26 protein-coding genes are annotated in these 26,381 nt (G+C 70.8%); 21 read left to right on the forward strand and 5 right to left on the reverse strand.

Annotation, left to right across the window (positions count from 1 at the left end; genetic code table 11):
- Window positions 1-77: 77 nt before the first annotated feature.
- The 6 genes from FHR97_RS12280 (at window position 78) to FHR97_RS12305 (ending at window position 6,720) form a co-directional block, all read left to right on the forward strand.
- Window positions 78-908, forward strand: coding sequence for a TatD family hydrolase (locus tag FHR97_RS12280; RefSeq protein WP_183384099.1), 831 nt, complete (start codon window positions 78-80; stop codon window positions 906-908).
- A 29-nt stretch (window positions 909-937) separates the two neighbouring features.
- Complete coding sequence (locus FHR97_RS12285) at window positions 938-1,477, forward strand: DUF1285 domain-containing protein (protein ID WP_183384100.1); 540 nt, start codon at window positions 938-940, stop codon at window positions 1,475-1,477.
- Window positions 1,474-3,666 (forward strand): ATP-dependent helicase, encoded by a 2,193-nt coding sequence (locus tag FHR97_RS12290; RefSeq protein WP_183384101.1) that lies wholly within the window; start codon window positions 1,474-1,476, stop codon window positions 3,664-3,666. The genes FHR97_RS12285 and FHR97_RS12290 overlap by 4 nt, the downstream gene beginning before the upstream one ends.
- Window positions 3,663-4,493 carry a sulfurtransferase gene (locus FHR97_RS12295; protein WP_183384102.1) on the forward strand — a complete coding sequence of 277 codons (831 nt, stop codon included), beginning with the start codon at window positions 3,663-3,665 and terminating at the stop codon, window positions 4,491-4,493. Before FHR97_RS12290 ends, FHR97_RS12295 begins: the two co-directional genes overlap by 4 nt.
- A gap of 161 nt (window positions 4,494-4,654) precedes the next feature.
- On the forward strand, window positions 4,655-5,629 hold the full coding sequence (locus tag FHR97_RS12300) for a Gfo/Idh/MocA family oxidoreductase (RefSeq protein ID WP_343065597.1): 975 nt from the start codon (window positions 4,655-4,657) through the stop codon (window positions 5,627-5,629).
- Window positions 5,626-6,720 carry a DegT/DnrJ/EryC1/StrS family aminotransferase gene (locus FHR97_RS12305; RefSeq protein ID WP_183384103.1) on the forward strand — a complete coding sequence of 365 codons (1,095 nt, stop codon included), beginning with the start codon at window positions 5,626-5,628 and terminating at the stop codon, window positions 6,718-6,720. The genes FHR97_RS12300 and FHR97_RS12305 overlap by 4 nt, the downstream gene beginning before the upstream one ends.
- A 62-nt stretch (window positions 6,721-6,782) precedes the next feature.
- Here the strand turns inward: FHR97_RS12305 and FHR97_RS12310 are convergent, their stop codons facing one another.
- The gene (locus FHR97_RS12310; protein WP_183384104.1) at window positions 6,783-8,450 is read right to left on the reverse strand and encodes an electron transfer flavoprotein-ubiquinone oxidoreductase; all 1,668 of its coding nucleotides are present in this window, start codon (window positions 8,448-8,450) and stop codon (window positions 6,783-6,785) included.
- A 354-nt stretch (window positions 8,451-8,804) separates the two neighbouring features.
- On the opposite strand from FHR97_RS12310, the gene FHR97_RS12315 reads away from it, so the two are divergent.
- Window positions 8,805-9,557 carry an electron transfer flavoprotein subunit beta/FixA family protein gene (locus FHR97_RS12315; RefSeq protein WP_183384105.1) on the forward strand — a complete coding sequence of 251 codons (753 nt, stop codon included), beginning with the start codon at window positions 8,805-8,807 and terminating at the stop codon, window positions 9,555-9,557.
- On the forward strand, window positions 9,554-10,492 hold the full coding sequence (locus FHR97_RS12320) for an electron transfer flavoprotein subunit alpha/FixB family protein (RefSeq protein ID WP_183384106.1): 939 nt from the start codon (window positions 9,554-9,556) through the stop codon (window positions 10,490-10,492). Before FHR97_RS12315 ends, FHR97_RS12320 begins: the two co-directional genes overlap by 4 nt.
- 99 nt (window positions 10,493-10,591) lie before the next feature.
- On the opposite strand, the gene FHR97_RS12325 is transcribed toward FHR97_RS12320, so the two are convergent.
- Entirely contained in the window at window positions 10,592-10,993 is a 402-nt protein-coding gene (locus FHR97_RS12325) for a hypothetical protein (protein WP_183384107.1), read from the reverse strand.
- A 147-nt stretch (window positions 10,994-11,140) separates the two neighbouring features.
- Here FHR97_RS12325 and FHR97_RS12330 point away from each other — a divergent pair, with 147 nt between their 5' ends.
- Genes FHR97_RS12330 through FHR97_RS12355 form a run of 6 tightly spaced genes read left to right on the forward strand, consistent with a single transcriptional unit; the run spans window position 11,141 to window position 16,130 of the window.
- Window positions 11,141-11,902 (forward strand): DUF3450 family protein, encoded by a 762-nt coding sequence (locus tag FHR97_RS12330; protein ID WP_183384108.1) that lies wholly within the window; start codon window positions 11,141-11,143, stop codon window positions 11,900-11,902.
- Complete coding sequence (locus FHR97_RS12335; protein WP_183384109.1) at window positions 11,902-13,290, forward strand: MotA/TolQ/ExbB proton channel family protein; 1,389 nt, start codon at window positions 11,902-11,904, stop codon at window positions 13,288-13,290. The genes FHR97_RS12330 and FHR97_RS12335 overlap by 1 nt, the downstream gene beginning before the upstream one ends.
- Window positions 13,271-13,807, forward strand: coding sequence for a MotA/TolQ/ExbB proton channel family protein (locus FHR97_RS12340; protein ID WP_183384110.1), 537 nt, complete (start codon window positions 13,271-13,273; stop codon window positions 13,805-13,807). Before FHR97_RS12335 ends, FHR97_RS12340 begins: the two co-directional genes overlap by 20 nt.
- Entirely contained in the window at window positions 13,800-14,207 is a 408-nt protein-coding gene (locus tag FHR97_RS12345; RefSeq protein ID WP_183384111.1) for an ExbD/TolR family protein, read from the forward strand. The genes FHR97_RS12340 and FHR97_RS12345 overlap by 8 nt, the downstream gene beginning before the upstream one ends.
- Complete coding sequence (locus FHR97_RS12350; RefSeq protein WP_183384112.1) at window positions 14,207-14,965, forward strand: energy transducer TonB; 759 nt, start codon at window positions 14,207-14,209, stop codon at window positions 14,963-14,965. Before FHR97_RS12345 ends, FHR97_RS12350 begins: the two co-directional genes overlap by 1 nt.
- 4 nt (window positions 14,966-14,969) lie before the next feature.
- A complete protein-coding gene (locus FHR97_RS12355) occupies window positions 14,970-16,130 on the forward strand; it encodes a tetratricopeptide repeat protein (RefSeq protein WP_183384113.1) in 1,161 nt (386 codons plus the stop codon).
- On the opposite strand, the gene xthA is transcribed toward FHR97_RS12355, so the two are convergent.
- Window positions 16,097-16,912, reverse strand: coding sequence for an exodeoxyribonuclease III (gene xthA / locus FHR97_RS12360; RefSeq protein WP_183384114.1), 816 nt, complete (start codon window positions 16,910-16,912; stop codon window positions 16,097-16,099). The two genes, FHR97_RS12355 and xthA, sit on opposite strands and share 34 nt — an antisense overlap.
- A 3-nt stretch (window positions 16,913-16,915) precedes the next feature.
- On the reverse strand, window positions 16,916-17,152 hold the full coding sequence (locus FHR97_RS12365) for a hypothetical protein (protein WP_183384115.1): 237 nt from the start codon (window positions 17,150-17,152) through the stop codon (window positions 16,916-16,918).
- A gap of 159 nt (window positions 17,153-17,311) precedes the next feature.
- Between FHR97_RS12365 and rhlB the strand changes: the two genes are divergently transcribed.
- The 3 genes from rhlB to FHR97_RS12380 all read left to right on the forward strand — a co-directional run bounded on the left by rhlB (window position 17,312) and on the right by FHR97_RS12380 (window position 21,883).
- Window positions 17,312-18,592, forward strand: coding sequence for an ATP-dependent RNA helicase RhlB (gene rhlB, locus FHR97_RS12370; RefSeq protein WP_183384116.1), 1,281 nt, complete (start codon window positions 17,312-17,314; stop codon window positions 18,590-18,592).
- A 237-nt stretch (window positions 18,593-18,829) separates the two neighbouring features.
- Window positions 18,830-20,974, forward strand: coding sequence for an ATP-dependent DNA helicase DinG (dinG, locus tag FHR97_RS12375; protein ID WP_183384117.1), 2,145 nt, complete (start codon window positions 18,830-18,832; stop codon window positions 20,972-20,974).
- 51 nt (window positions 20,975-21,025) lie between these two features.
- On the forward strand, window positions 21,026-21,883 hold the full coding sequence (locus tag FHR97_RS12380) for an Nmad3 family putative nucleotide modification protein (protein ID WP_183384118.1): 858 nt from the start codon (window positions 21,026-21,028) through the stop codon (window positions 21,881-21,883).
- Between the two features lie 106 nt (window positions 21,884-21,989).
- Here the strand turns inward: FHR97_RS12380 and FHR97_RS12385 are convergent, their stop codons facing one another.
- Window positions 21,990-23,069, reverse strand: a complete 1,080-nt coding sequence (locus FHR97_RS12385) for a 3-deoxy-7-phosphoheptulonate synthase (protein ID WP_183384119.1) — start codon at window positions 23,067-23,069, stop codon at window positions 21,990-21,992.
- Window positions 23,070-23,407: 338 nt separating this feature from the next.
- Here FHR97_RS12385 and rpoE point away from each other — a divergent pair, with 338 nt between their 5' ends.
- The 4 genes from rpoE to FHR97_RS12405 all read left to right on the forward strand — a co-directional run bounded on the left by rpoE (window position 23,408) and on the right by FHR97_RS12405 (window position 26,377).
- Window positions 23,408-24,013 carry an RNA polymerase sigma factor RpoE gene (gene rpoE, locus FHR97_RS12390; RefSeq protein ID WP_183384120.1) on the forward strand — a complete coding sequence of 202 codons (606 nt, stop codon included), beginning with the start codon at window positions 23,408-23,410 and terminating at the stop codon, window positions 24,011-24,013.
- A gap of 191 nt (window positions 24,014-24,204) precedes the next feature.
- Window positions 24,205-24,897: a sigma-E factor negative regulatory protein gene (locus FHR97_RS12395; RefSeq protein WP_183384121.1), complete on the forward strand. Its 693-nt coding sequence runs from the start codon at window positions 24,205-24,207 to the stop codon at window positions 24,895-24,897.
- Window positions 24,897-25,919: a MucB/RseB C-terminal domain-containing protein gene (locus FHR97_RS12400; RefSeq protein ID WP_183384122.1), complete on the forward strand. Its 1,023-nt coding sequence runs from the start codon at window positions 24,897-24,899 to the stop codon at window positions 25,917-25,919. The genes FHR97_RS12395 and FHR97_RS12400 overlap by 1 nt, the downstream gene beginning before the upstream one ends.
- The gene (locus FHR97_RS12405) at window positions 25,916-26,377 is read left to right on the forward strand and encodes a SoxR reducing system RseC family protein (RefSeq protein WP_183384123.1); all 462 of its coding nucleotides are present in this window, start codon (window positions 25,916-25,918) and stop codon (window positions 26,375-26,377) included. The genes FHR97_RS12400 and FHR97_RS12405 overlap by 4 nt, the downstream gene beginning before the upstream one ends.
- Window positions 26,378-26,381: the final 4 nt, after the last annotated feature.

Genomic DNA, 26,381 nt, shown 5'->3' on the forward strand with positions numbered 1-26,381 from the left:
AAGACAGGCTATATGTTTTTCTTCCCTCTTGTTTCTTCCCTCTTATAACTTTTAGTCACCTATCGCCGAAGATTTTCATGTTCATTGACTCCCACTGCCATCTCGATCGTCTCGATCCCCGCACCCATGACGGCGATGTCGCCGCCGCCCTGGACGCCGCCCGGGCCCGCGACGTGCGCCAGTTCCTGGCCATCGCCGTCACCCTGGAGGAGGTGCCGGGGATCGCCGCCCTGGCCCGGGCGCACGACGACGTGGTGATCTCCGCCGGGGTCCACCCCCTCCACCAGGTGCCCGAGGAGCCCAGCGTGGCGGCCATCAAGGACTGCGCCGAGCGCTTCGGCGCGGTGGCCATCGGCGAGACCGGTCTCGACTATCACTACGCGGGCGTGTCCCGGGAGGTCCAGCACGAGCGCTTCCGTCGCCACCTGGTCGCGGCCACCGAGCTCGAGCTGCCGGTGATCATCCACACCCGTGAGGCCCGGGAAGACACCCTGGCGCTGATCCGCGAACACGTGGACCCCGGGGTGGGGGGCGTCCTGCACTGCTTCACCGAGGATCTGGACATGGCCCGGGAGGCGGTCGCCCACGGCTTCTACATCTCGTTGTCGGGCATCGTCACCTTCCGCAATGCCAGCGCGATCCGCGAGCTGGCCAGGCGCCTGCCGCTGGACCGCATGCTGATCGAGACCGACAGCCCCTACCTGGCCCCGGTGCCCCATCGTGGCAAGCCCAACGAGCCGGCCTGGGTGGTGGAGGTGGCCGAGTGCATCGCCGCCGAGCGGGGCATCAGCGTCGAGGAGGTGGCCATGCAGACCACCGCCAACTTCTATCGCCTGTTCCGGGCGGCCGCCCCCGAGGCGCCGGCCGAGATCCGTGAGACCCTGGCCCGGGCAGGCCTGGTGGGCTAGCGGCCGTCGCCGCAAGCGAGGAGGGCAGCATGAACCTGGAGACCCTGCTGGCCGGCATCGAGCCGGAGGGCGAGATTCCCCCGCTGGAGCGCTGGGCGCCGGAGCGGGTCGGCGACATGGACCTCACCATCGCCGCCGACGGTCGCTGGATCCACGAGGGCGGCGTGATCTCCCGGCCGCGCCTGGTGCGCCTGCTGTCGACCATCCTGCGTCGCGAGGCCGACGGTGACTACTACCTGGTGACCCCCGTGGAGAAACAGCGCATCCGCGTCGAGGACCATCCCTTCGTCATCGTCAATGCCGAGCCGGATGCGGCCGGCGACTGGTGGCTCACCACCAATGTCGGCGACCGGCTGTGCCTCGACGACGCCCATCGCCTGGTCGTGACGACCACGCCGCGGGGCGAGGCGGTGCCCGAGGTGCCGGTCCGCTTCGGCCTCGCCGCACGCCTGGGACGCAACGTCTTCTACCGCCTGGCGGAGCTCGCCGAACGGCGCGGCGAGACGCTCGGCCTGACCAGCGGCGGTGCCTGGCAGCCACTGGGGCGGCTGGACGGCGAGGCGCCATGAGGCTGACGCCGGAGCAGCGGGCCGTGGTCGGCCACCCGGGCGGCCACGCCCGGGTGGCGGCCGTGGCCGGGGCGGGCAAGACCACCACCATGGTGGCCCGGGTCCTGCACCTGCTCGAGCGGGGCGTGACGCCGGGGCGGATCCTGGTGTTGATGTTCAACCGCTCCGCCCGGGAGGACTTCCAGGCCCGGCTGGCGGCCATGGCCCCGGCCGGCCAGCCGCTACCCGACGTGCGCACCTTCCATTCCCTCGGGCATCGCCTCTCCCGGAGCCTGACCCGCTGGGGCGCGCTCGCCCCCCGGCAGCTGCTCACCGCCGACTGGCAATTGGAGCGGCTGCTGCGCCATGCCACCCAGCAGGCCCTGCAGGAACTGCCCGAGCCCGGCGAGGCGGCACTGGAGGCCGAGAAGCTCGAGGCCCTGGCCCACTTCTGCGGCCTGGTGAAGGCGGAGATGGCGAGTCCCGCCGAACTCTATGCCCGGCTCGATGTCGGCGAGGACAGCGAGCACTTCGTCGCCGCCTTCGAGCATGCCGAGGCCCTGCTGGCCGAGCAGGGCCTGATGACCTATTCGGATCTGCTCTACCGCCCCCTGCGGGCGCTGGAAGCCGACCCGGCCCTGCGCGGGCGGGTCCAGGGCTTCCTGGATCACGTCATCATCGACGAGTACCAGGACATCAACCAGGCCCAGCAGCGCCTGCTGGCCGTGCTGGCCGGGCACCAGGCGGCGGTGATGGCGGTGGGCGACGCTAACCAGTGCATCTACGAGTGGCGCGGGGCGCACCCCGACACCATGCTCGAGAACTTCACCGCCACCTTCGGCGAGGCGCGGGACTACCCGCTGTCCACCACCTTTCGCCACGGTCATGCCCTGGCGCTGGCCGCCAACCATGCCATCGCCGCCAACCGGCGTCGCCCCGACCAGCTCTGCCTGGCCGCGCCCGGCACCCCCGCCACCCGGCTGGCGGTGGGGCAGGGGACCCAGGGGCTGCTCGGCGAACTCGCCGGCTGGCAGCGCCGGGGCCGGGCGCTCGACGAGGCCTGCCTGCTGGTGCGCAGCTGGGCCCTGTCGGTGCCCCTGCAACTGGCCCTGCTGCGCGAGGGGGTGCCCTTCCGGCTGTCCCGGGAGGATCGCTTCGTGTTTCGCCTGCCCCTGGTGGAGGCCCTGGCGGGCTACCTGATGCTGGCGCAGGACGCCGGCCTGCTGCAGGATCCCGGCCACCTGCTGACCCTGCTCGCCCAGCCCACCCCCTTCGTCGCCCGGGAACGCCTGGTGGCGCTGGCCACCCGCCTGGCCGAGACCCGGCGCTGGCCGGAGCGTCACGACCCCCTCCTGACCGGCCTCAGGCCCCATCAGCGGCGGACCCTGAAGCGTCGCTGGGCGCTGCTCTGCGAGCTGCCCCGGCATGCCGGCTGGACGCCGGCCCGCCTGCTCGAGCACGTGATCGAGAGCGTGGAGGCGGAGAAGGTGCTCAAGCGCGCCGCCGCACGGCGCGACAAGGGCGAGGAGGACGTGCGGCTGCTCGATGTGCTGGTCGAGCAGGCCGGCGAGGCGACGGACCTGGCGGCCTTCATCGAGCTGCTGCGCCGGCCGGTGCAGAATCGCGATGACGGGGTGCTGATCACCACGGTGCACGGGGCCAAGGGCCTGGAGTGGCCACTGGTGGTGCTGGCGGGCCTCAACGAGGAGGACTTTCCCCACTACACCCGGGACAACCCCTTGACCCCCTCGCGCCTCGAGGAGGAGCGTCGGCTGTTCTACGTGGCCATCACCCGGGCCCGGGAGCAGTTGGTCATGCTGCATGACGGTGGCGACCACCGGCCCAGTCGCTTCCTCGGCGAGACCGCCTGGCAGGATGGCCAGCGGGTCGCCGAGCACCTGGCAGGGGAAGGCGAGGGCGAGGCGCCGCTGGCGGTCGCGCATCCGGGCCTGGTACGCCGTTATGTCGGGGCGCTGGGCCGTTCGCTGTCCATCGAGGAGGCCACCGTGCCGACGGGGATGCCCCCGGCTGCCAGCGATTTCCGGGTCGGCCAGCGCCTCACCCATGCCGTGTTCGGCGAGGGCGAGATCAGCGTGGTGGAAGGGGATCCGGACAACCCCGTGATCGAGGTGCGCTTCCACCGGGCCGGCCGACGCCGGCTGATCGCCCGTCGGGCGCCCATCGAACTGCTGGAAGGAGAACGCGCATGAATCGTGTGCTGATCGAGGCCAGAGAGCTGGCCCGCGCCCTCGAGGGCGAATCTCCCCCCCTGGTGCTGGACTGCCGAGCCCGGCTCGGCGACCCGGATGCCGGCGACCGGCTGTGGCGGGAGGGTCATGTGCCCGGCAGCCAGCACCTGGACCTGGACCGCGACCTGGCCGCGCCCGCCGGCGCGGGCGGGCGTCACCCCTTGCCCCCGCCGGCGGCCTTCACCGCGGTGATCCAGCGACTGGGCATCGCCCCCGGGCGCGCGGTGGTGGTCTACGACGACCAGGGCGGTCAGCTGGCCGCGGCCCGCGCCTGGTGGATGCTGGCCTGCTGGGCCGGTCATCCCGAGGTGCGCGTGCTCGATGGCGGCCTTCGGGCCTGGCAGGATGCCGGCGGCGAGCTGCCGCTGGGCCGTGAGCCCCTGCCGCCCCCGAGCGACTGGACGCCGGCCTACCGCGACGCCGTCCGCGTCGACGCCGACGAGGTGTTCTCCGGCCGCGCCCTCAAGGTGGATGCCCGCGCCCGCGAGCGCTTCCGCGGCGAGGCCGAGCCCGTGGACCCGGTGGCGGGGCATATCACCGGAGCGGTATGCCGGCCGAGTGCCGAGAACCTCGACGAGAGCGGCCGCTTCAAGGCCCCCGAGGTGCTGGACGCGGAGCTCCCCGAGGGCGACGCGGTGATCGCCTACTGTGGCTCCGGCGTCACCGCCTGCCACGACATCCTGGCCTACGCCGTGGCCGGCCGACCGCTGCCCCGGCTCTATCCCGGCTCCTGGAGCGAGTGGATCCGTGATCCCGCCCGACCCATCGCCCGCGGTGATCACGAGTAACCCGGCAAGCTTTTATGTCGGGTTACTCGCGGCACAGGGAAGTGCCAGGTGAATAGTGTCGCCGCGGTGAGACGCGTTGAGCCTCCGCTGGCCAGCGTCTACTCTGACCTCGGTGCTTCCCGCAGCGTGCGAAGAAGGGCAGCGGAGGGAGTGGCGATACCGTGGCGAGCAAGAACTTTGCGTTGATCGGCGCCGCCGGCTATATCGCGCCGCGCCATATGCAGGCCATCAAGGACACCGGCAACGCCCTGGTGGCGGCCTATGACATCAACGACTCGGTGGGCATCATCGATTCCATCTCGACCGACTGTGCCTTCTTCACCGAATTCGAGTATTTCCTGGAACACGCCTGGCGGCTCAAGCGTCAGGGGACGCGGGCGCTGGACTACATGGCGATCTGCTCCCCCAACCATCTGCATGCTGCCCATGTGGTCGCCGGCCTGCAGTTGGGCTGCGACGTGATCTGCGAGAAGCCCCTGGTGCCCACCCCCGACCAACTCGACGAGTTGCGTTGCGTGGAGCAGGAGACCGGCCGGCGCGTCTACAGCATCATGCAGCTGCGCCACCATCCGGCGATCCATGAGCTGCGCGACAAGGTAGTGGCCGAGGCGCGTGATACCAAGTACGACGTCGAGCTGACCTATATCACCTCCCGGGGACCCTGGTACCAGGCGAGCTGGAAGGGCGACCCGCGCCGGTCGTTCGGGGTCGAGGCCGATATCGGCGTGCACTTCTTCGATATGCTGCACCTGGTGTTCGGCGCGCTGGAGCGCCTGGTGCTGCACTACAGTGACGACCACAAGGCCGCCGGCTACCTGGAATACGAACAGGCCAGGGTGCGCTGGTTTCTCTCCATCGATGCCGAGGACCTGCCGGAGGAGGTGCGCGACCGCCAGCCCACCTACCGGGCGATCCTCTGCGACGGCGAGGCCTTCGAGTTCTCCAGCGGCTTCGAGGACCTGCATACGGTCAGCTACCGGGAAGTGCTGGCCGGACGCGGCTTCGGCATCGACGCCGTGCGTCACTGCCTGGAAACCGTGTATGCCATCCGTCACGCTACCCCCGAGGCGCCTCGCGACGGCGAGGCCCACCCCCAGCTGCAGGCCATGGTGCAGGCCCGGGGTGAGTCGACATGATGCCCTTCATCGATCTGGGGGCCCAGCAGGCGCGCCTCGGACCGCGTCTCGAGGCCGCGATGGCAGCCGTGCTACGCCATGGCCGCTACGTGCTCGGCCCGGAGGTGGAGGCGCTGGAGCGGCGGCTGGCCCGGCGGGTCGGGGTCGCCCACTGCATCACCTGCGCCAGCGGCACCGATGCCCTGCAGATCGCCCTGCGGGGGCTCGGCGTCGGCGCCGGTGACGAGGTGATCGTGCCCGGGTTCAGCTTCGTCGCCACGGCGGAGAGCGTGGCCCTGGTCGGCGCCCGGCCGGTCTACGTGGACATCGATCCGCGGACCTGCCTGCTGGCCGTCGAGCGGGTGGAGGCGGCGATCACCCCGCGTACCCGGGCCATCTTGCCGGTCTCGCTGTTCGGTCAGTGCGCCGACATGGCGGCGTTGAAGGTCCTGGCCCGACGCCATGGGCTCGCGGTGCTCGAGGACGCCGCCCAGAGCTTCGGGGCCAGCCGGCACGGCCGGCCCTCCTGTGGCCTGAGCCGCGTCGCGGCCACCAGCTTCTTTCCCAGCAAGCCGCTGGGCGCCTACGGCGACGGCGGGGCCCTGTTCACCGACGATGGCGACCTGGCCGAGACCCTGCGCAGCATCGCCCGCCATGGCGAGGCGGGCCGCTACCACCACGTGCGGCTGGGAATGAACAGCCGCCTGGATACCCTTCAGGCGGCGATCCTGCTGGTGAAGCTCGACGACTTCGATGAGGAACTACGCCGTCGCCGGGGCGTGGCCGCGCGATACGATCGTCTGCTGGGCGAACTGCCGGTCGAGCGCCCGGTGGTGGCGCCCGGCAACGTCAGCATCCATGCCCAGTACAGCATCCAGGTGGCCGAGCGGGAGCGGGTCCAGGCGGGCCTGGCGGGGGCGGGCATTCCCACCGCCGTCCACTACCCCACTCCGCTGTATCGACAGCCGGCCCTGGCCGACCCCCGGTGTCGACTGCCGGCCTGTGAGGCGGTATGCGAGCGCATCCTCAGCCTGCCCATGCATGCCTACCTCGAGGCCGCGCAGCAGGAGCGGGTGGTGGAAGCGCTGCGCCAGGCTTCGCCTGGAGTTTGAAGAGCGGCGCTGCGCGCCTTGAAGAAGGAAGAAGAACCTCTTCCTTCTTCATTTCTTCCGGCTTACATATTCGGGTAGTTCGGCCCGCCGCCGCCTTCCGGCGCCACCCAGGTGATGTTCTGCGCCGGGTCCTTGATGTCGCAGGTCTTGCAGTGGATGCAGTTCTGGAAGTTGATCTGGAACTTCGGCTTGCCCGCCTCGTCCTCGACCACCTCGTAGACGCCGACCGGGCAGTAGCGTTGGGCCGGCTCGGCATACTCGGGCAGGTTGTCGCGGATCGGCAGCTCGGGATCGGCGAGTTTGAGGTGGCAGGGCTGGTCCTCCTCGTGGTTGGTGTTGGACAGGAACACCGAGGAGGGCTTGTCGAAGGACAGCTTGCCGTCCGGCTTGGGGTAGTCGATCTTCTCGCACTCGGCCGCCTTCTTCAGGGTGGCGTGGTCCGGGGTGGTGTCGTGGACCGTCGGCAGCTTGCCGCCGAGCAGTTGGTCGAGGAAGTTGTAGGCGCCGCCACCCAGGGTGCCGTACTTGTGGATCGCCGGGCCGAAGCTGCGGCTCTCGTCGAGCTCATGATAGGCCCAACTGGCCTGCCACTTGCCCTCGAAGGCGGTGAGTTCGGCGCCGCCCTCGTCGCCGCCGGCGAGGGCCTCGAAGACCGCCTCGGCGGCCACCATGCCGGACTTCATGGCGGTGTGCAGGCCCTTGATCTTGGCGAAGTTCAGGGTGCCGGCGTCGCAGCCGATCAACAGCCCGCCGGGGAAGGTCATCCTGGGCAGGCAGTTGAGGCCGCCCTTGGCGATGGCCCGGGCGCCGTAGGCGACCCGCTTGCCGCCCTCCAGGTGCCTGGCCAGCACCGGATGGTGCTTCATGCGCTGGAACTCGTCGAAGGGCGACAGGTAAGGGTTCCGGTAGGACAGGTCCATGATCAGGCCGACCACCACCTGGGCATTCTCCGCATGGTAGAGGAACCAGCCGCCGTGGGTGTGCCTGTCCAGCGGCCAGCCGGAGCCGTGCAGCACCAGGCCCGGCTCGTGCTTGTCGGCGGGGATGTCCCACAGCTCCTTCAAGCCGATGCCGTAGTGCTGGGGGTCCTTGCCGGCATCGAGGTCGAACCGCTCGATCAGGCGCTTGCCCAAGTGGCCCCGGGCGCCCTCGGCGAGCAGGGTGTACTTGGCGCGCAGCTCCATGCCCGGCATATAGCCATCCTTCGGCGACCCATCCGCGGCGACCCCCATGTCACCGATCAGGATGCCCTTGACCGCTTCATCCTCGACGATCACCTCCTGGGCGGCGAAGCCGGGGAAGACCTCGACGCCGAGCTCCTCGGCCTGCTCGGCCAGCCAGCGGCACAGGTTGCCGGCGCTGATCACATAGCGGGTGATGTCCCCGCCGGTGTTGTGCATGCTCGGCGGCACCAGGGCGTTGGGCAGCTTCTGGGCCTTCTCGGCGTCCTTGAGCAGGTAGAGCTCGTCGCGCACGGCGGGGGTGGTCAGGGGCGCGCCGCGTGCCTCCCAGTCGGGGAACAGCTCCTGGAGGGCGCGGGGCTCGAAGACCGCCCCGGAGAGGATGTGGGCGCCCACCTCGGAGCCCTTCTCGACCACGCACACGGTGAGTTCCTGCTCCGCCTCATTGGCCTGCTGCATCAGGCGGCAGGCCGCGGCCAGGCCGGAGGGGCCGGCGCCGACGATGACCACGTCGAAGTCCATGGAGTCGCGCTCTACTTGTTCAGTCATCGGATGTGTCTCCTCCCACGGCGACGACGCCCGGGTCCCGAGGGCACCACTAACGTCGATAGGTTTTAAAACGGTCGTTTGCTTCTAGGTCCGACCCATGATAGGCATAATACCGTCAAAGGGGCACCCCTTACGATGGGGGAAGGCGCCGCGAGTGCCGTTTCCCGGGATGGCGAGGATTGTTGTGGTCGCCCGGGCTGTGGCACATTAGTGGGGTTTTTTGGTGCGGCGCCTATCAAACGCTTGCATGAAACATATAAGGGCATGCCGGTCGGTTCTAAGAGGGCAGGGCATCGTGTCGCGATGCCCGCTCCCGTTACCCAAGGTTCCGAAACTGAACCAAGCGAGGACAACATGAAGGTACTCGTCGCGGTCAAACGCGTCATCGACTACAACGTCAAGATCCGGGTCAAGCCGGACAACTCCGACGTCGACCTCACCAACGTCAAGATGGCCATGAATCCCTTCTGCGAGATCGCCGTGGAGGAAGCGGTGCGGCTCAAGGAGCGGGGCGTGGCGACCGAGGTGGTCGCGGTCACCGTGGGCCCCAAGGCCGCCCAGGAACAGCTGCGCACCGCGCTGGCGCTGGGCGCCGACCGGGCCATCCACATCCAGACCGACGAGCGCGTCGAGTCGCTGGGCGCCGCCAAGGCGCTGGCCAGGGTGGTCGAGGAGGAGCAGCCGGGCCTCACCATCCTCGGCAAGCAGGCCATCGACAGCGACAACAACCAGACCGGCCAGATGCTCGCCGCGCTGACCGGCCGGCCCCAGGGCACCTTCGCCTCCGAGGTGGTCATCGAGAATGACAAGGCCCGGGTCACCCGCGAGATCGACGGCGGGCTGCAGACCGTCGAACTCGCGCTGCCGGCCATCGTCACCACCGACCTGCGCCTCAACGAGCCGCGCTACGCCAAGCTGCCGGACATCATGAAGGCCAAGAAGAAGCCGCTTTCCGTCAAGACCCCGGAGGAGCTGGGCGTTGAGGTGGCGTCACGGCTCACGCTGGTCAAGGTCGAGCCGCCGGCCGAGCGCCAGGGCGGCGTCAAGGTGGGCTCGGTGGACGAGCTGGTCGACAAGCTGAAGAACGAAGCGAAGGTGATCTCATGAGTATCCTGGTCCTTGCCGAACATCACGACGGCCAACTGGCCGGTGCCACCGCCCACGTGGTGGCCGCGGCCCGGGCGATCCAGCAGGACAGCGGCGGCGACATCGATGTCCTGGTGGCAGGCGAGAACGTCGGCGCCATCGCGGACGCCGCGGCCAGGCTCGACGGCGTGAGCCGGGTGCGCGTCGCCGATGCCGCCGTCTACGCCCACCAGCTGGCCGAGCCGCTGGGCGAGCTGCTGGTGGCGCTGGCCGACGACTACGGTCACGTGCTGGCCGCCGCCACCACCACCGGCAAGAACGTCATGCCGCGGCTGGCCGCGCTGAAGGACGTGGCCCAGCTCTCCGAGATCATCGCGGTGGAGAGTGCCGACACCTTCCAGCGGCCGATCTATGCCGGCAACGCCATCGCCACGGTGCAGAGCGACGACGCCCTCAAGGTGATCACCGTGCGCGCCACCGCCTTCGATGCCGTCGCCGAGACGGGCTCCGCCAGCGTCGAGGCGGTGGATACCGTGGTCGACAATGCCTTGTCGTCCTTCGTCGGCGAGGAGCTGGCCGCGAGCGACCGTCCCGAGCTGGGCGCGGCCAAGGTGGTGATCTCCGGCGGCCGGGGCATGGGCAGCGGCGACAACTTCAAGCTGCTCGACGGCATCGCCGACAAGCTGGGGGCGGCGATCGGCGCCTCGCGGGCGGCGGTGGACGCGGGCTTCGTGCCCAACGACATGCAGGTCGGCCAGACTGGCAAGATCGTCGCCCCGGAGCTCTACATCGCCGTGGGCATCTCGGGGGCCATCCAGCACCTGGCGGGCATGAAGGACTCCAAGGTGATCGTGGCGATCAACAAGGACGAGGAGGCGCCGATCTTCCAGGTGGCCGATTACGGATTGGTCGCGGATCTCTTCGAGGCCCTCCCGGAGCTGGAGAGCAAGCTCTAGCTTCTGAACGCCAGCGGTAGCACGCTATCGCGTGTGGCCGATATCGAGGGGCCGGTCTCCCGCAGGGGAGGCCGGCCCTTCTTGTCTCCGGGAGGGACGTCAGCCGAGCCCCAGGCGGCGGAACAGGCGACGCGCCGAGCCTTGCCAGTGGCCGCGGGGGGCCGGCCGCGGCATGGCCAGACGGGTGGCGTGCCCCAAGGGGGTGATGATGGCGTCGAGGTGCCGGCGGCAATGTCCTCGGTCGAGCCCGCCCGGGCACTGGAGCAGCAGCAGGCCGACGTGGGAAATGGCGCCGTCCAGGGCACGGCAGAGGTCCGCCTGGGAGGCGGCCTCGACCCGGCAGCGATGCATCTCGCCCAGCAGCATCCTGATCGATCCCGTGTCCAGCCAGCACGGCGATGCGTCGCCGCCCGGACCCTCGTCGACCGACTGCCGGATGGCCCGGAAGGAAACGTGAAGGAAGATGCAGGTGTAGTGCAGCCGGGGTCGGTCGATAGCCATGAGACGCCCTGCAGAGGATGATAAGGATTCTCATTATCGTTGTTCATGGCTCCCTCCGTCAAATGACGCCAGCCGCCATGTACATTGATAACTATTCTTGTTTGAGGTAGCGTGCCTGGCATTCCGCGCACCTTCCGGGAGACGAGAGTGCAGAACAGAGCATCATGGATTCGCTGGAGCCTGGCCGGCCTCGCCTTGACGGCGGCCGCGAGCGCCCCCGCCACGGAATTGCGTGAGGAGGCGATCGCGGCCCAGCGCACCCAGGCCGAGCTGCAGGCGCGCATCGACGGCGCCGATCAGGCGGTTCGCGAGCGCCTGAAGGCCTTGCGTCAGGCTCGGGAAGAGACCCGGCGCCTGAGCCGCTACAACGCCGAGCTGGCCCCCCTGGTCGAGCGACAGGCCGCGACCCTGGCCGAACGCCGCGAGGCCCTCGACACCCTGTCACAGACCCGCGAGGCCTTGCCGGGGCTGATGCGCGGCATGGTCGAGCGCCTGCGCACCTGGGTGGAAGGCGATATGCCCTTCCTGCGCGACGAGCGCCTGGCCCGGGTGGACAGCCTCGAGCCCCTGCTGGCCGACCCCGAGCTCGATACCGCCGAGAAACTGGAGCGGGTGCTGGCCGCCTGGCAGGCCGAGCTCGACTACGGCCGCGAGCTCGATACCTGGCGCGGCGAGCTGCCCGGCGAGACCCCGCGGGAGGTGGACTTCCTGCGCCTGGGCCGAGTGGGCTGGTACTACCTGACTCCCGACGGCCGTCGGGGCGGCGTCTGGCAGGCCGAGCCCGGCGAGTGGCGCCCCCTGGACGAGACCGCCCTGGCCGAGGTCCGCAAGGGGCTGGCCATCGCCCGGGAGCAGCGCGCCCCGGCCCTGCTGGACCTGCCCGTCTCGCAACCCCGGGAGGACGCCTGATGATCCGGAACCTTACCCTGCGCGCCGCGCTGGCCGGCCTGCTGCTGGGGATGTCGTTGCTGGCCCAGGCCCAGGAGGGCGCCGCGGCGACGGACGCGCCCCTCGAGACCCTGCGCGCCGAGCGCGAGGCCGCCGAGGCTCGGGACCGGGCGCGGCTGGCCGAGCTGGTCGACGACGAGCAGGCCCTCGACGCCGCCCTCGAACAGGCCCGTGCCGAATTGGCCGAGGTTCGGGAGCGCCGCGAGACCCTGGACAGCCGACAGCAGGCCCAGACCGCCGAGCTCGAGGCCCTCCAGGCCCGTCGCCAGGAGCAGGGCGGTGACCTCGAGGCGGTCTTCGACGAGGTGGCCGGCGTCAGCGGCGAGCTGCGCGACGAGCTGAGCGCCGGCTGGCTGACCCTGGGCGCCGAGGCCGGCCTGCCGCCGCGCCTGGACGCCGACGGCATCCTGCGCGCCGAGCAGCTCGCCACCCTGGCCGACAGCCTGATGGGCCTGACCCGGGAAACCGCCCGCGTGGTCGGCCTGCAGGCGCCGGTGGCCGGCGCCGACGGTGAGGTGGCCGAGCGCACCGTGATCCGCCTCGGCGACCTGCTGGCGGCCAGCGACGGCCAGTTGCTGGAGCGCGCCGGCGAGGACGGCCGCCTGACGGTGCTGCCGCATACCCCGGCCGGCGTGGCCGAGCGCCTGCAGGCCTTCCAGGCCGGCGAGGGCGAGGTGGTGTCCTTCGATCCCGCCGACGGCCGGGTCCTCGAGGCCCTGGCTCGGCAGCCGACCCTCTGGGAGCGCTTCCGCCAGGGCGGCGCCGTGGGCTATGTGGTGGTGGCCCTGGGCCTCGGCGGCCTGCTGGTGGCGCTCGGCCAGTATCTCTACCTGCTGCGGGTCACCGTGACCCTGCGCCGCCAACTGGGGGATCTCGCGCGGCTGCGCGACGACAACCCCCTGGGCCGGGCGCTTCAGCGTTTCCAGGCCCTCGGCACCGGCCACGCCCCCGAGGCCCTGGAGGCCCGCCTCGATGAGGCGCTGCTCGCCGAGCAGCCGCGCCTCGAGCGCGGCCAGGGCCTGGTCAAGATGCTCGCCGCGGTGGCGCCGCTGCTGGGCCTGCTGGGGACGGTCACCGGCATGATCGTGACCTTCCAGTCGATCACCGTGTTCGGCACCGGCGACCCCCAACTGATGGCCGGCGGCATCAGCCAGGCGCTGGTCACCACGGTGCTCGGCCTGATCACCGCCGTGCCGCTGCTGTTCGCCCACACGGCGCTGTCCAGCCGCAGTCGCGCGCTGATCGGCACCCTGGAGGGCCGGGCCAGCGCCGTGCTCGCCGACACCCTGGAGGCGGGCCGCACCGCCTCCCCGCGTGAAGCGCCGCGCCATGCCGATGCCCTGGCTTGAGCCCCTGGCGCGGCTGGTCGAGGCCGGTGGCCCCGTTCTGGTGGTCATCGTCGGCGTGGCCGTGCTGCTGTTCTCGCTGGCCCTGGAGCGCTGGTGGTTCTTCCGACTCCACTACCGCCCGGCGCGCCGGGCGCTGGTGGCGCGCTGGGTGGCGCGGGCCGACCACGCCAGCTGGAGCGCCCTGACCCTGCGTGAGGTCTGGGCGCGGGAGCTGATCGCCCGGCTGCGCGGCCCGCTGCCCTGGCTGAAGCTGCTGGTGGTGATCTGCCCGCTGCTCGGCCTGCTGGGCACCGTCACCGGCATGATCACGGTGTTCGACAGCCTGGCCGTCAGCGAGGTCAACCAGGCCCGGGCCATGGCCGACGGCGTGGCCCGGGCCACCCTGCCCACCCTGAGCGGCATGGCGGTCTCGGTGGTGGGACTGCTGTTCATCACCCGTCTCGAACACATCATCCGGCGCGAGGACCAGCGGCTGCATGACCGCCTGGCCCGCGCCGTGGAGGACGCCCATGCGTAGACGCCGACTGGCCACCGCCGGCGAGGAGACCAGCGAGGTCAACCTGACCCCGATGCTGGACGTGGTCTTCATCATGCTGATCTTCTTCATCGTCACCACCAGTTTCATCAAGGAGAGCGGGGTGGAGATCGAGCGCCCGGAGTCCAGCGCGGCGACCCCGCGCCCGGACGTCCAGGTGCTGGTGGCGATCACCCCGGAAGGGGCGGTCTGGGTGGATGGCGAGCCGGTGGATCTGCACCGGGTGGGTCCCAGGGTGGCCGGCCTGGTCAGCGACGACGGCTCGGTGGTCATCCAGGCCGACCGCGAGGCGGCCACCGGCGTGCTGATCGAGGTGATGGACCGCCTGCGCGAGGCCGACGTCGAGCAGGTGGCCGTGGCCGCCCAGCGGAGCGGCGCCTGATGCGGCTGCCGGTCTCGCTGCTCGCCGGAACAGCGCTGACGCTGGCGCTGTTCCTGCTGCTGGCGCTCCTGGTGGTGCCGCCCCAGGCCGAGCCCGAGCCCCGTCAGGAGCTGACCCTGGCGCTGGCCGAGGTGCCGGCCGAACCGGCGCCGGAGCCGGTGCCGGCCTCCGCCGCGCCGCCCCCGCCACCCAGTGCGCCGACACCGCCCCCGGAGCCGGCCCCGGCGCCGGCCGTGGACAGCACCATCGCCCTGCCCGAGCCGGAGCTGCCGCCCATGGAGGCGCCGGAGGTGCCCCTGGACGAGTCCCTGCCGGAGCTCACCGAGACGCCGCCGCAGCCCGAACCGCAACCCGAACCTCAGCCCGAGCCCGAGCCGCAACCGGATCCCGAGCCGTCTCCCAGCCCGGAGCCCTCGCCGAGCCCGGCGCCGGCCAGCGAGTCCGCCTCGGCGTCGCCCGCGTCGTCCCAGGCCGTCTCCAATGAGCCCGTGGACGTGGGCAACTCGGCCCAGGCGACCCGCCGCGTGCCCCCGGAGTATCCGTCCCGGGCCCGTCGCCGCGGCCTCCAGGGGTATGTGCTGGTGCAGTTCATCATCGCCCCCGATGGCCGGGTCGAGCGCGGCAGCATCGAGGTGCTGGAGGCCGAGCCGGCGCGGGTCTTCGAGCGTGCCGCCCGCCGCGCCATCGCCGACTGGCGCTTCGCCGAGGCCGACGGGCGACGTCGGGCGCGCCAGCGCCTGGAATTCCAGTTGAGGTGAGCACATGACGCGAACGCTTTCCCTGGCCGGCCTGCTGGCGGGCGCCTGGCTGGGCCTGGTGACTCCCGTGCTGGCCGCCCCGTCGTTGCCGGGCGGTATCATCCGCGACCTGCATGGCCTGGAGCAGCGCCTCCAGGCCGACGCCGCCGGCGAGGTGCGCGGGCGGGCCCTGGCCCAGGCCGAGCGCCTGGCCGGAGGCAATGCCGCGGACCGCTGGGCCAGGGCGCTCTACCTGCAGCTCGCCGCCGGCGCGGAGGCGCGCCTCGGCAACGCCCGGGCCGCCGCCGATCACCTGGCCAGCGCCCGCGCCACCGAGGGCGTCGAGGCGGCGCAGGCCGACCGCTGGCTGCGCCAGGAGGTCGGGTTGCGCCTCGAGGCCGGCCAGGCCGAGGAGGCCCGGGGGCTGCTCGCCGACTGGCTGTCCCGCCATGGCGGTGCGGCCGACGACCACTGGCGGATGGCCCGGCTGCTGGCCGCCGAGACGAACTGGGAGGCCGCGGCGCGCTGGGTTCGGCGGGCCCTGGAGGCCGGCGGCGAGCCGGTCGGGACGCAGGCCTCGCTGGCCGCCAGCGTGCTGCAGCGCGCCGGCGACGAGGCCTCGGCCCTGGCCGTGCTGGAGCGTCGGCTGGAGAACGCCGAGGACGACCCCGAGGCCTGGCGTCGGGCGGCGGGCCTGGCCCAGCGGCTGGGGGATCCCGGCCGGGCGGCGGCGCTCTGGGAGGCGGGCTGGCGACGTGGCGTGCTGACCGGGCGCGACGACCTCCGTCAGCGCATTCGCCTGCACCTGGCCGGCGGCACCCCGGCCCGGGCCGCCGAGCTGCTCGCCACGGCGCTGGAGGAGGGCACGCTGGCCGACGACCCGGCCAACCGCCGCCTGCTGGCCAGGGCCTGGCAGGCGGCGCGGGACCGCGAGCGGGCCCTGGCCGCCTGGGAGGCGCTTGCCGAGCGTAGCGGGGCCGGCGAGGACTGGCTGCACCTGGGCCAACTGGCCCATGGTTGGGGCGAGTGGGCGCTCGCCGAACGGGCCCTGGAGCGGGCCCTGGCCCTCGGCGAGGCAGGAGCCGAGGCCTGGCTAGCCAGCCTGCCGGAAGGGCAGGGCGACGGAGCCGGGGAGACCGGCTCCACTACGCCTCAGCAGTCCAGCTCGGCCCACACCGGGGCGTGATCCGAGGGCCTCTCCATGCCCCGCAGTTCGTAGTCGATGCCGGCCTCCCGGACCTTCCCGGCCAGCGGTTCGGTCACCAGGATGTAGTCGATGCGCAGGCCGCGCCTGGGGTCGCGGTCGAAGCCCCTGGAGCGGTAGTCGAACCAGCTGAAGCGGTCGTCCACCTCGGGGTGGCAGACCCGGTAGCTGTCGGTGAGCCCCCAGCCCTTGATCCCTTCGAGCCATTCCCGTTCCACCGGCTGGAAGCTGGTCTTGCCCTCGCGCAGCCAGCGCTTGCGGTTGGCCTCGCCGATGCCGATGTCGATGTCCTCGGGCGAGATGTTGAAGTCGCCCATGATCGCCAGGCGCTCCTCGGGGGAGTGCTGCTCGGCGAGCAGGCGGCTCAGCTGGGCGTAGAAGGCGCGCTTGTGGGGAAACTTCACCGGATGGTCGACGTTCTCGCCCTGGGGAAAGTAACCGTTCCAGACCGTCAGCGGTGCGCCGTCCTCGCCGCACAGGCGCACGCCGATCAGTCGGCGCTGGGCGTCCTCGCCGTCGTCGGGGAAGCCCCGGTAGACCGCCTCGGGCTCGTCCCGGCACAGCAGGGCCACCCCATAGTGCCCCTTCTGGCCGTGGAAATAGACGTGGTAGCCCATGGCCTCGACGGCGGCCACCGGGAACTCGCTGTCCTGGACCTTGGTTTCCTGCAGGCCGATCACCGCCGGGCGGTGCGCCTCGATCAGCGCCTCGAGCTGGTGGAGGCGGGCACGAATGCCGTTGATGTTGAATGAGACCAGGCGCATCGGTCAGTCGTCCTTGTTCTCGGGCTTGTCGGGATGGATCTCGATGGACTGGCCGGTCTCCTGACGGGTCAGCTTGCGGGCCGCCTGCAGCTTGCGCTGCTGGCGCTTCTTCTGGGTGTAGCGGCGCGACGAGGTGACCTCGTCGGGGTTCTCGTGGCGCCACTGCTTGTAGTCCTTGCGCCGGCCGGTGCGAATCGTCACCTTGTCGGCCAGCGATCGGGTCTTCTTTCTGCGTGTCATGACGCATGCTCCTTGGATACTGGCCGCCATTCTACCAGTCGCAGCCACCGCTTCGACAGCGGGCGGGCCCTCGCCGCCGGAGGCTGGTACAATGGCCGTTTGCGTCACGCAACCTCCCGAGACGCTTTCATCCACTACATGGACGAGACAGCACAGCCTATGAGCGAGTCGGAACAGACCACAGCACCGGCCAAGACCGAGAACCGCAAGCCCAAGCGTCGCCGTCGCAAGCCGCGCCGCCGCCAGTCGAACTGGGACCTGCGCCAGTTCCAGGTTCCCGCCGTCGCGGGCAAGTGGCGCTTCCATGACTTCGATCTGCCGCTGCCGCTGATGCGCGCCATCCACGCCCAGGGCTTCGAGTACTGCACGCCGATCCAGGCCGAGGCGCTGCGCCACACGCTGCTCGGCGGCGACGTGGTGGGCAAGGCCCAGACCGGGACCGGCAAGACCGCCGCCTTCCTGATCTCGATCCTCGCCTACTTCCTCGAGGAGGAGGCGCCGGACGGCCAGAAGCCCGGGGCCCCCCGGGCGCTGATCGTGGCGCCGACCCGGGAACTGGCGCTGCAGATCGAGAAGGACGCCAAGGCGCTGGCGCGCTTCACCCAGCTCAATGTCGCCAGCGTGGTGGGGGGCATGGATTACCAGAAGCAGCTGGAGGGGCTGGGCAAGCGGCTGGATATCCTGGTCGCCACCCCGGGCCGGCTGCTGGATTTCCACCAGAAGCGCGACGTCGACCTGACCCAGGTCGAGGTGCTGGTGCTCGACGAGGCGGACCGCATGCTCTCCATGGGCTTCATCCCCGACGTCAAGCGCATCATCCGCCATACGCCGAAGAAGGAAGAGCGCCAGACCTTCCTGTTCTCGGCGACCTTCACCGAGGACATCCTCAACCTGGCCAGCCAGTGGACCCATGAGCCGGCCCACGTGGAGATCGCGGTCACCGTCGACAACGCCGCCGACATCGACCAGCGGGTCTACCTGGTCGGCGACGAGGACAAGCAGCGCCTGCTGGTCAAGCTGCTGCAGCAGGAGAGCTTCGACCGGGTGATGGTCTTCGGCAACCGCCGCGACCTGGTGCGCAAGCTCGACGAGCTGCTCAAGCAGGCCGGCATCAACGCCGCCATGCTCTCCGGCGACGTGCCCCAGAACCAGCGCATCCGCACCCTCGAGCAGTTCCGCGAGGGCGAGATCCAGGTACTGGTGGCGACCGACGTGGCCGGCCGCGGCATCCATATCGAGGATGTCAGCCACGTGATCAACTACACCCTGCCGGAGGATCCCGAGGACTACGTCCACCGCATCGGCCGCACCGGCCGTGCCGGCGCCAAGGGCGTGTCGATCAGCTTCGTGGGCGAGGAAGACGCCTTCTCCCTGCCGGAGATCGAGCGCTTCATCAACGACAAGCTGCCCTGCGAGCATCCGCCGGAAGGGCTGCTGTAAGCTTCAAGAGCGGCGCTGCGCGCCTGGAAGCGGGAAGACGCGGCTGCGCCGCTTGAAGAAAGACCGTGCGGGGTGCGCCCGAGAAACCACCCGAGTGAGCGGCGCCGGGGACAGGCCGTAGCGGAGGTCCTCTGCCATGGATGGCAGAGGTAGCGCCCAGGGAAGGGTTCACAGCGCCTCCGCATCGGCCTGTCGCCGGAAAAGCCGCGGTTTTACCCTAACGATGCAGGCGCAACCATGCTTGACGAGGCCCTGAAGGGCGAGATCCAGGACGCCTATCGGCGGGTGCTCGACGGGCTCGAGCTGACGCCGCGCTACGGTCAGCGGCTGATGATCGCCGAGATCGCCCGCACCCTGGCGGGCGTCGAGGTCGACGACGCCGGTCGCCGCGTCAGCGACGAGCACGTCTGCGTGCTCGAGGCCGGCACCGGCACCGGCAAGACCCTGGCCTACCTGCTGGCCGCGCTGCCGGTGGCCAAGGCCCGCGGCAAGCGCCTGGTGGTGGCCACCGCCACCGTGGCCCTGCAGGAGCAGGTGCTGCACCAGGACCTGCCGGCCCTCAAGGCCCACAGCGGCCTGGCCTTCGACTACGCCCTGGCCAAGGGGCGCGGCCGCTACGTGTGCGTGGCGCGCCTCGACCAGGCCATGGACGGCGGCGAGGACAACCCCACCCTGTCGCTCTTCGAGCAGGCGTTGGACAGCGGCGGCGACGACTTCCAGCAACTCGTGCAGTCCCTCGGCGAGGCCTACGGCAATGGCCGCTGGGCCGGCGATCGCGACAGCTGGCCGGAGGCCATCAGTGATCCCCACTGGCGCAAGCTGACCGTCGACCACCGCCAGTGCACCAATCGCCGCTGCGGCCACTTCGGCGCCTGCGCCTTCTTCCGTGCCCGTCGCGACCTCGACAGTGCCGACGTCATCGTCGCCAATCACGACCTGGTGCTGGCCGACCTGGCCCTGGGGGGCGGGGTGGTGCTGCCGGACCCGGCCGATTGCCTGTACATCTTCGACGAGGGCCACCATCTGCCCGACAAGGCCCTCAACCACTTCACTCACCGCTTCGCCGTGGGTGGCGCCCTGCGCTGGCTGCGCACCCTCAAGAAGTCGCTCACCGAGCTGAACCAGGCGCTGGCCGTGCAGCCGACCCTGGCCCGGTTGCTGGCGAGCCTGCCCCAGCTGTTCGAGGCGGTGGAGCCCCGGCTCGGCGAGGCCTTCGCCCTCGGCCACCAGCTCGCGGGGCGACCCGAGGGACTGGGCGATGGCGAGGAGGGCGCCCAGCATCGCTTCGAGATGGGGCGGGTGCCGGGGGCCCTGTGCGAGCAGGCCGACGGCCTGGTGACGCTGTTCGCCGAGTTGTCGCGCACCCTGGAGTCGATGAGCGATATCCTGCGCGAGAGCCTCGACCCCGAGAAGTCCACCGGGCTGCCCCGGGAGCAGGCCGAGCCCTGGCTGCCGCTGGTGGCGCTGCTCCACGGCCGCGCCCTGGAGGCCCACGCCCTCTGGCAGGCCTTCGCCGAGCCCGACCCCGAGGGGGAGCCGCCCCGGGCCCGCTGGCTGACCCTCGAGCGCTTCGGCGGGGAAGCGGAGCTCAGCTTCTCGGCGAGCCCGGTCTCCGCCGCCCATACGTTGGCCCGGTCGCTGTGGGGACGCTGCTTCGGGGCGGTGGTAACCTCGGCGACCCTGACGGCCCTGGGCCGCTTCGAGCGGTTGCAGGAGCGTGCCGGCCTGGCCAACCGCTATCGCTACCAGCGCCTGCCGAGTCCCTTCGACTATTCCCGAGCGGTGCTCAGCGTGCCCCGGGAGGCGGTGGATCCCGCCGACCGCGAGGGCCACGAGCGGGCCATCGTCGACTTCGTCGAGGCCCTGGGCGATGACGAGGCGGTGCTGATGCTGTTCTCCTCGCGCGCCCAGCTGCGCGCCGTGGAGAAGCGACTCTCGCCGGCGCGGCGCGAGCGGGTGCTGGCCCAGGACCGGCTCCCCAAGCGCGAGCTGGTGGAGCGTCACCGCGCCCGGGTCGACCAGGGCGAGGGCAGCATCCTGTTCGGCCTGGCGAGCTTCGCCGAGGGCATCGACCTGCCCGGCGACTACCTGACCCATGTGGTGATCACCCGGCTGCCCTTCGCCGTGCCCGACGACCCGGTGGGGGCGACGCTGGCCGAGTGGATCGAGAGCCAGGGCGGCAACCCCTTCATGCGTATCAGCGTGCCCGATGCCTCCATCAAGCTGGTGCAGGCCTGCGGGCGGCTGATCCGCAAGGAGGCCGACCGGGGGCGGATCACCCTGCTCGACCGCCGGGTACTGACGCGCCGCTATGGTCGCGCGCTGCTCGATGCCCTGCCGCCCTTCGCCCGCGAGATCGACGGGGTGGTGCAGGGCGGGTGAGTCATGGGGGCGCGGCCCGGCAATCGCGCCTCGTGGGTGGCAGGAATCGACATGAAACTGATCCTCAGCCGCAAGGGCTTCGATACTTCCGCCGGGGGCGTGCCCAGCCCGATCCTGCCCGATGGCCGGCTGGTGGTGCTGCCGATTCCCGACGCGCGCTCGGTGATTCCCTTCGAGGCGATCCGCCATCAGGGCGAGCCCCTGGGGCCCCTGGTGGCCGATCTCACCCGGGGCAGGATCGCCCCGGATGCCGGGGCGCACCTCGATCCCGACCTGCTGGCCGATAGCCTGCCGCGCCGACCGGGCTGGCGGCCGGTGTTCGGGCAGATGGGCCAGGCGCAGAGCCACCTGCGCAACCAGGGCGTCGGGGCGGGGGACCTGTTCCTGTTCTTCGGGCTCTTTCGCCGCGTCGAGCGTACGACGGCGGGATGGCGCTTCGTGCGCGAGTCGCGGCCCTGCCATCTGCTGTGGGGCTGGATGCAGGTGGCCGAGAGGCTGACGCTGGGCGATGTCGGGCCCGAGGGCGTCGAGTGGGCCTACGATCATCCCCACTGCCAGCGGCTCGACGCGCCGAACAACGTCCTCTACCTCGCCCGGCGGCACCTGCAGCTGCACGGGCTGGCCGACTCGCTGCCGGGGGCGGGTGTCTTTTCCCGGTATGCCGCGGCGCGGCGACTGACGACGACGGCTGCCGACAGGGTCTCCACCTGGGAGCTGCCGCGCTGGTTCCAGCCGGGAGAGGGGCGTCCGCCGCTCTCCTATCACGCCGACCCGCGGCGCTGGCGGCGGCATGCCGACCGCGTCGAGCTGCAGGCCGTCGCCCGCGGGCAGGAGTTCGTGCTGGACGGCGAGGCCTATCCCGAGGCGTCGGCCTGGGCACGGGCGCTGATTCGCGGGGGGAATCGCTGAGCCGGCAGGCGGGCCTCGGCAAGGCGCGTCCGCCATGGCGGCCAAAGGCGACGGGCCCGCCAGTGGCGGGCCCGTCGCCGCAGGTCGTCGCGAGCGGGTGGGGTGGTCAGGCGGCCTGGCGGCGCCTGGCCAGCACCGGGGCCAGCTTCTCGTTCATGGCCTTGAAGGCCTGCTCGGTGGTGTCCCAGTCGATGCAGGCGTCGGTGACGGAGACGCCGTAGACCAGCTGGCTGTGATCCTCGGGGATCTTCTGGTTGCCCCAGCCGAGGTTGGACTCGACCATCAGCCCGATGATCGAGTGGTTGCCCTCGAGGATCTGGTTGCTGACGTTCTCCAGTACCAGCGGCTGCAGGCCGGGGTCCTTGTTGGAGTTGGCGTGCGAGCAGTCGATCATGATGTTCGGGGTGACGCCGGCCTTGTTCAGTTCCTGCTCGGCCAGCGCCACGCTGACGCTGTCGTAGTTCGGCTTGCCGTTGCCGCCGCGCAGCACCACGTGGCCATAGGCGTTGCCGCGGGTGCGGATGATCGCCACCTTGCCGGCCTGGTCGATGCCCAGGAAGTTATGCGGGTGGGCCACCGACTGCAGGGCGTTGACGGCCACGTCGAGGCTGCCGTCGGTGCCGTTCTTGAAGCCCACCGGGCAGGACAGGCCGGAGGCCATCTCGCGATGGGTCTGGGACTCGGTGGTCCGGGCGCCGATGGCCGACCAGCTGATGCAGTCCTGCAGGTACTGTGGCGAGATCGGGTCCAGCGCCTCGGTGGCGAGCGGCAGGCCCATCTCGGTCAACTCGACGAGCAGGCGGCGGGCGATGTGCAGGCCTTCCTCGATCTCGAAGGAGCCGTTCAGGTGGGGGTCGTTGATCAGGCCCTTCCAGCCCACCGTGGTGCGCGGCTTCTCGAAATAGACGCGCATCACGATATACAGGCTATCCTTCACCTCATCCGCCAGGCGCCGCAGCTTGCGGGCATAGTCCAGGGCGGCGTCCACGTCGTGGATCGAGCAGGGGCCAACCACCATCAGCAGGCGGGGGTCGCGACCGTCGAGAATGGCCTGGATGGTGTTGCGTCCCTCGATCACCGTCCGCTCGGCCTCCTCGGAGAGGGGGATCTCCTGCTTGAGGGCCGCCGGGGTGATGAGGACGTCCTCGGAGAGGACGTTGAGGTTGTTGACCTGTTGCTCGGACATTGTGCTTTGCTACCTGTGTCGTGTCAGCGCTGAGTCGGCGTGAGACGTCTACTATCGCCCGCGTGCCGGGTAAATTCAATCGCAGACGGAACCCCTGGGCGGTGGCGCTTGTCACAGCGCCGGCGTTGACGGCGCCTGCCCGGGACACGCCGGCGAGGGCGTGTCCATCACATCCGGCCGCTTGATGCCTGCCCGAGAAACAGGAACACTTGGGCACCTGCCGACATCGGCGCACGCTCACCCCAGGGTCTAGGTTGATACATATGGAAGCGACACCAGTCTCATCGCGACGTTCCGCCAGAGCGTCGCGTCCAACTCGCGCCGCGGGGAGGCGTTGAATGGGCACTCGGGAGACCGACCAGCAACTCGTCGAGCGCGCCCAGAAAGGGGATACCCGCGCCTTCGACCTGCTGGTCAAGAAGTACCAGCACAAGATCATCGGCCTGATCGGCCGCTACGTGCACGATCATGCCGAGGTGCAGGACGTGGCCCAGGAGGCGTTCATCAAGGCCTATCGGGCGCTGGGCAAGTTCCGCGCCGAGAGCGCCTTCTATACCTGGATGTACCGCATCGCCATCAACACCGCCAAGAACCACCTGGTGTCCAAGGGTCGCCGCCCGCCGGGCAGCGATCTGGATATCGTCGATGCCGAGATCGTCGACCACAGCGGCCGGCTGGCCGACATCGAGACTCCCGAGGCCGCCATCGCCCGCGACCAGTTGCAGGCGGCCGTGTTCGAGGCCATCGAGGCCCTTCCCGACGACCTGCGTACGGCCATCACCCTGCGCGAACTCGATGGGCTCTCCTACGAGGACATCGCCAACATCATGGATTGCCCGGTGGGCACGGTGCGCTCGCGCATCTTCCGCGCCCGGGAGGCGGTGGATCAGCATATTCGCCCCCTGGTGACCACGTCGCGCAACCAGGAAGCGCTGACCGAATGAACCGAATTTTCATCGTTTTTGTCGATTGGCTGAACTGTCGGACGCCGCTGACGTCATATGCGGTGACCGGCTCGCCAGTCGCGAGCCGACAGCGTGCCGACGTCGTCGAAAGGGTGGGCATCGAGGTCGGGATACCGGGCTTCCAATGGATGCAAGGCGGACGAGTCTTGACGAGTGTGAGGGTGTGAAGAATGAGTCAGAACGCACGGGAATCGCTTTCTGCGCTAATGGACAACGAAGGTGACGAGCTCGAGTTGCGACGCCTGCTGAAGTCGCTGGACGACGAGCCCGATGCGGCGGAAGCCTGGCGCCGCTACCACATGATGAGATCCCTGCTGCGTCGCGAGACGGAGGTCGATGTGTCCACCGACCTTTCCGCAGGCGTGATGGCCCGGTTGCAGGACGAGCCAGCCCCGATGGCCTCGGAGGAGTCACCCGCGACCCGCCGTTCGCTGCCGCTGATGCGCAGCGCCGGTATCGCCGCGGCGGTCTCGCTGATGGTGATCACCGGGGTGCAGTTCTACAACGGCGCCTCGCCGCTGGGTACCCCAGCGGGCACCGGCACCGCCCCCGTGGCGAACACCGCCGGCGGTGCCGGCCAGGCGAGCGGCCCGAGTGTCCAGGCGCCGTCGCTGGTCGACCTGCCGATGTTCCAGTCACAGCCCGCCAGCCGCCAGCAGGGCCTGATGACCGTGGGAGCCGGGGAGGCGACGCCGATGTTCATGTCGCCGACCCAGCGCCAGTCGCTGAGCATGGACCGCCAGCAGGCGCTGCTGCTGCAGTCCTATCTCGACCGCCACGCCGAAGGCGCCGCCGCCAGTGGCGGGGATGTCTGGATGCCGCTGCTGCGGGCCTCCGGAAGCGAGCCGCTGGGTCAGCGTTGATGGCGGTCTGGCGGAGGCGGTCACGCCACCTGGTGGCCCTGGTGCTGGCCGGCGCCGCGATGACGTCGGTCGCCGCGGCCGGAGCAGCCTCGCCGGCGCCGAGCGACGAGCAGTTCGATTGCACCACCCTGGCCGACGAGCCCGATCCCGAGTCGGCCAGGGCCTGGTTCGAACGCAGCCTGTGGGCCGGTCACTGCTATGTCTTCCAGGCCCGTGCGGTGCGCATCGGGGTGGACGGCGTGCGCACCCTGGCGCTGTCCCACGAGATTCGCGACGGCGTCGAGCGCGAGGTCGCCCGCTTCCTGGACGGGCCGCCGGTGGTCTTCGAGCGGCAGGGGCGCATCGCCCGGCTGAACGGCATGGCCGCCGGCCCCACCCTGGCCTCGCCGGCCGCCATCGTGCAGCATCTCGACGGCCTCTATCGCCTGCAGCTCTCCGGGGAGGATCGCATCGCCGGCCGCCGGACCCTGCGCCTCGAGATCGAGCCGCTGGACGAGATGCGCTATGGCCATCGTCTCTGGCTGGATGCCCGCACCGCCCTGCCGCTCAAGCAGATGCTGCTCGACGAGCAGGGGCGGGTGGTGGAGACCTTCCAGGTCACCGAGCTTCGCGCCCCCCGGCTCCACGACGGCCGGGTCGGCCTCGCGCCCGGGCAGGCACCCGGCGAGGATCGCTGGCGCCCCGGCTGGCTGCCGGAAGGCTTCGTGGCCCAGCCGGTGAAGACCCACGGCAGGCGTCGCCCGGGGGTCAGTCATCGTGTCTATGGTGACGGCCTGGCCACGCTCAGTGTCTTCGTCGAGCCCCTCGAGGGCCAGGACCTGCTGATTCCGGGCGTGCATCGCCTGGGTGTCTCCCATGCGGCGGTGCTGCATCGCGAGCTGGGCGGGCAGCCCCGCCAGGTGGTGGCCATGGGCGAGCTGCCGCCTCGGGTGCTGCGCCGGGTGGTCGAGGCCGTGGAATGGCAGGCCGAGGCCGCCGACAAGGCCGCCGACGGGGGCTCGGCCACGGCGGAGGCCCAATGATCGCCGCCGCCGACCATGCCGCCTTGCTCGTCGAGCAGGGCCGCGTCGTCGAGCCCTTCGCGGGGGGCGCCTGGGTCGAGGTCAGTCGCCAGTCGGCCTGCGGCGCCTGCCAGGCCCGCCAGGGATGCGGTACCCGTGCCATGGCCCGCTGGCAGGCATCGCGTCCCTTGCGGGTGGCCATCCACGCGGGGCAGCCACTGACCGTCGGCGATGTCGTGTCCCTCGGACTGCCGGCCCAGGCCGTGGCTCGCGCCAGCCTCTGGACCTATGGCCTGCCGCTGGGCCTGGCGCTCGCCGGTGCCCTGCTCGCCGACCACCTGGCCCTGTCCGAACCCCTGGTGGCGCTCGCCTTCGCCGGCGGGCTGGTCGCCGGCGGCGGCCTGCTGCGCCGACACCTTCAGCGTCATGCCCGATGCTACCGGCCGCGCCTGCTCGCGGTCAGTCGATCCTCGGGCTGAACCT

Source organism: Halomonas stenophila, from assembly GCF_014192275.1.
Taxonomy (GTDB): Bacteria; Pseudomonadota; Gammaproteobacteria; order Pseudomonadales; family Halomonadaceae; genus Halomonas; species Halomonas stenophila.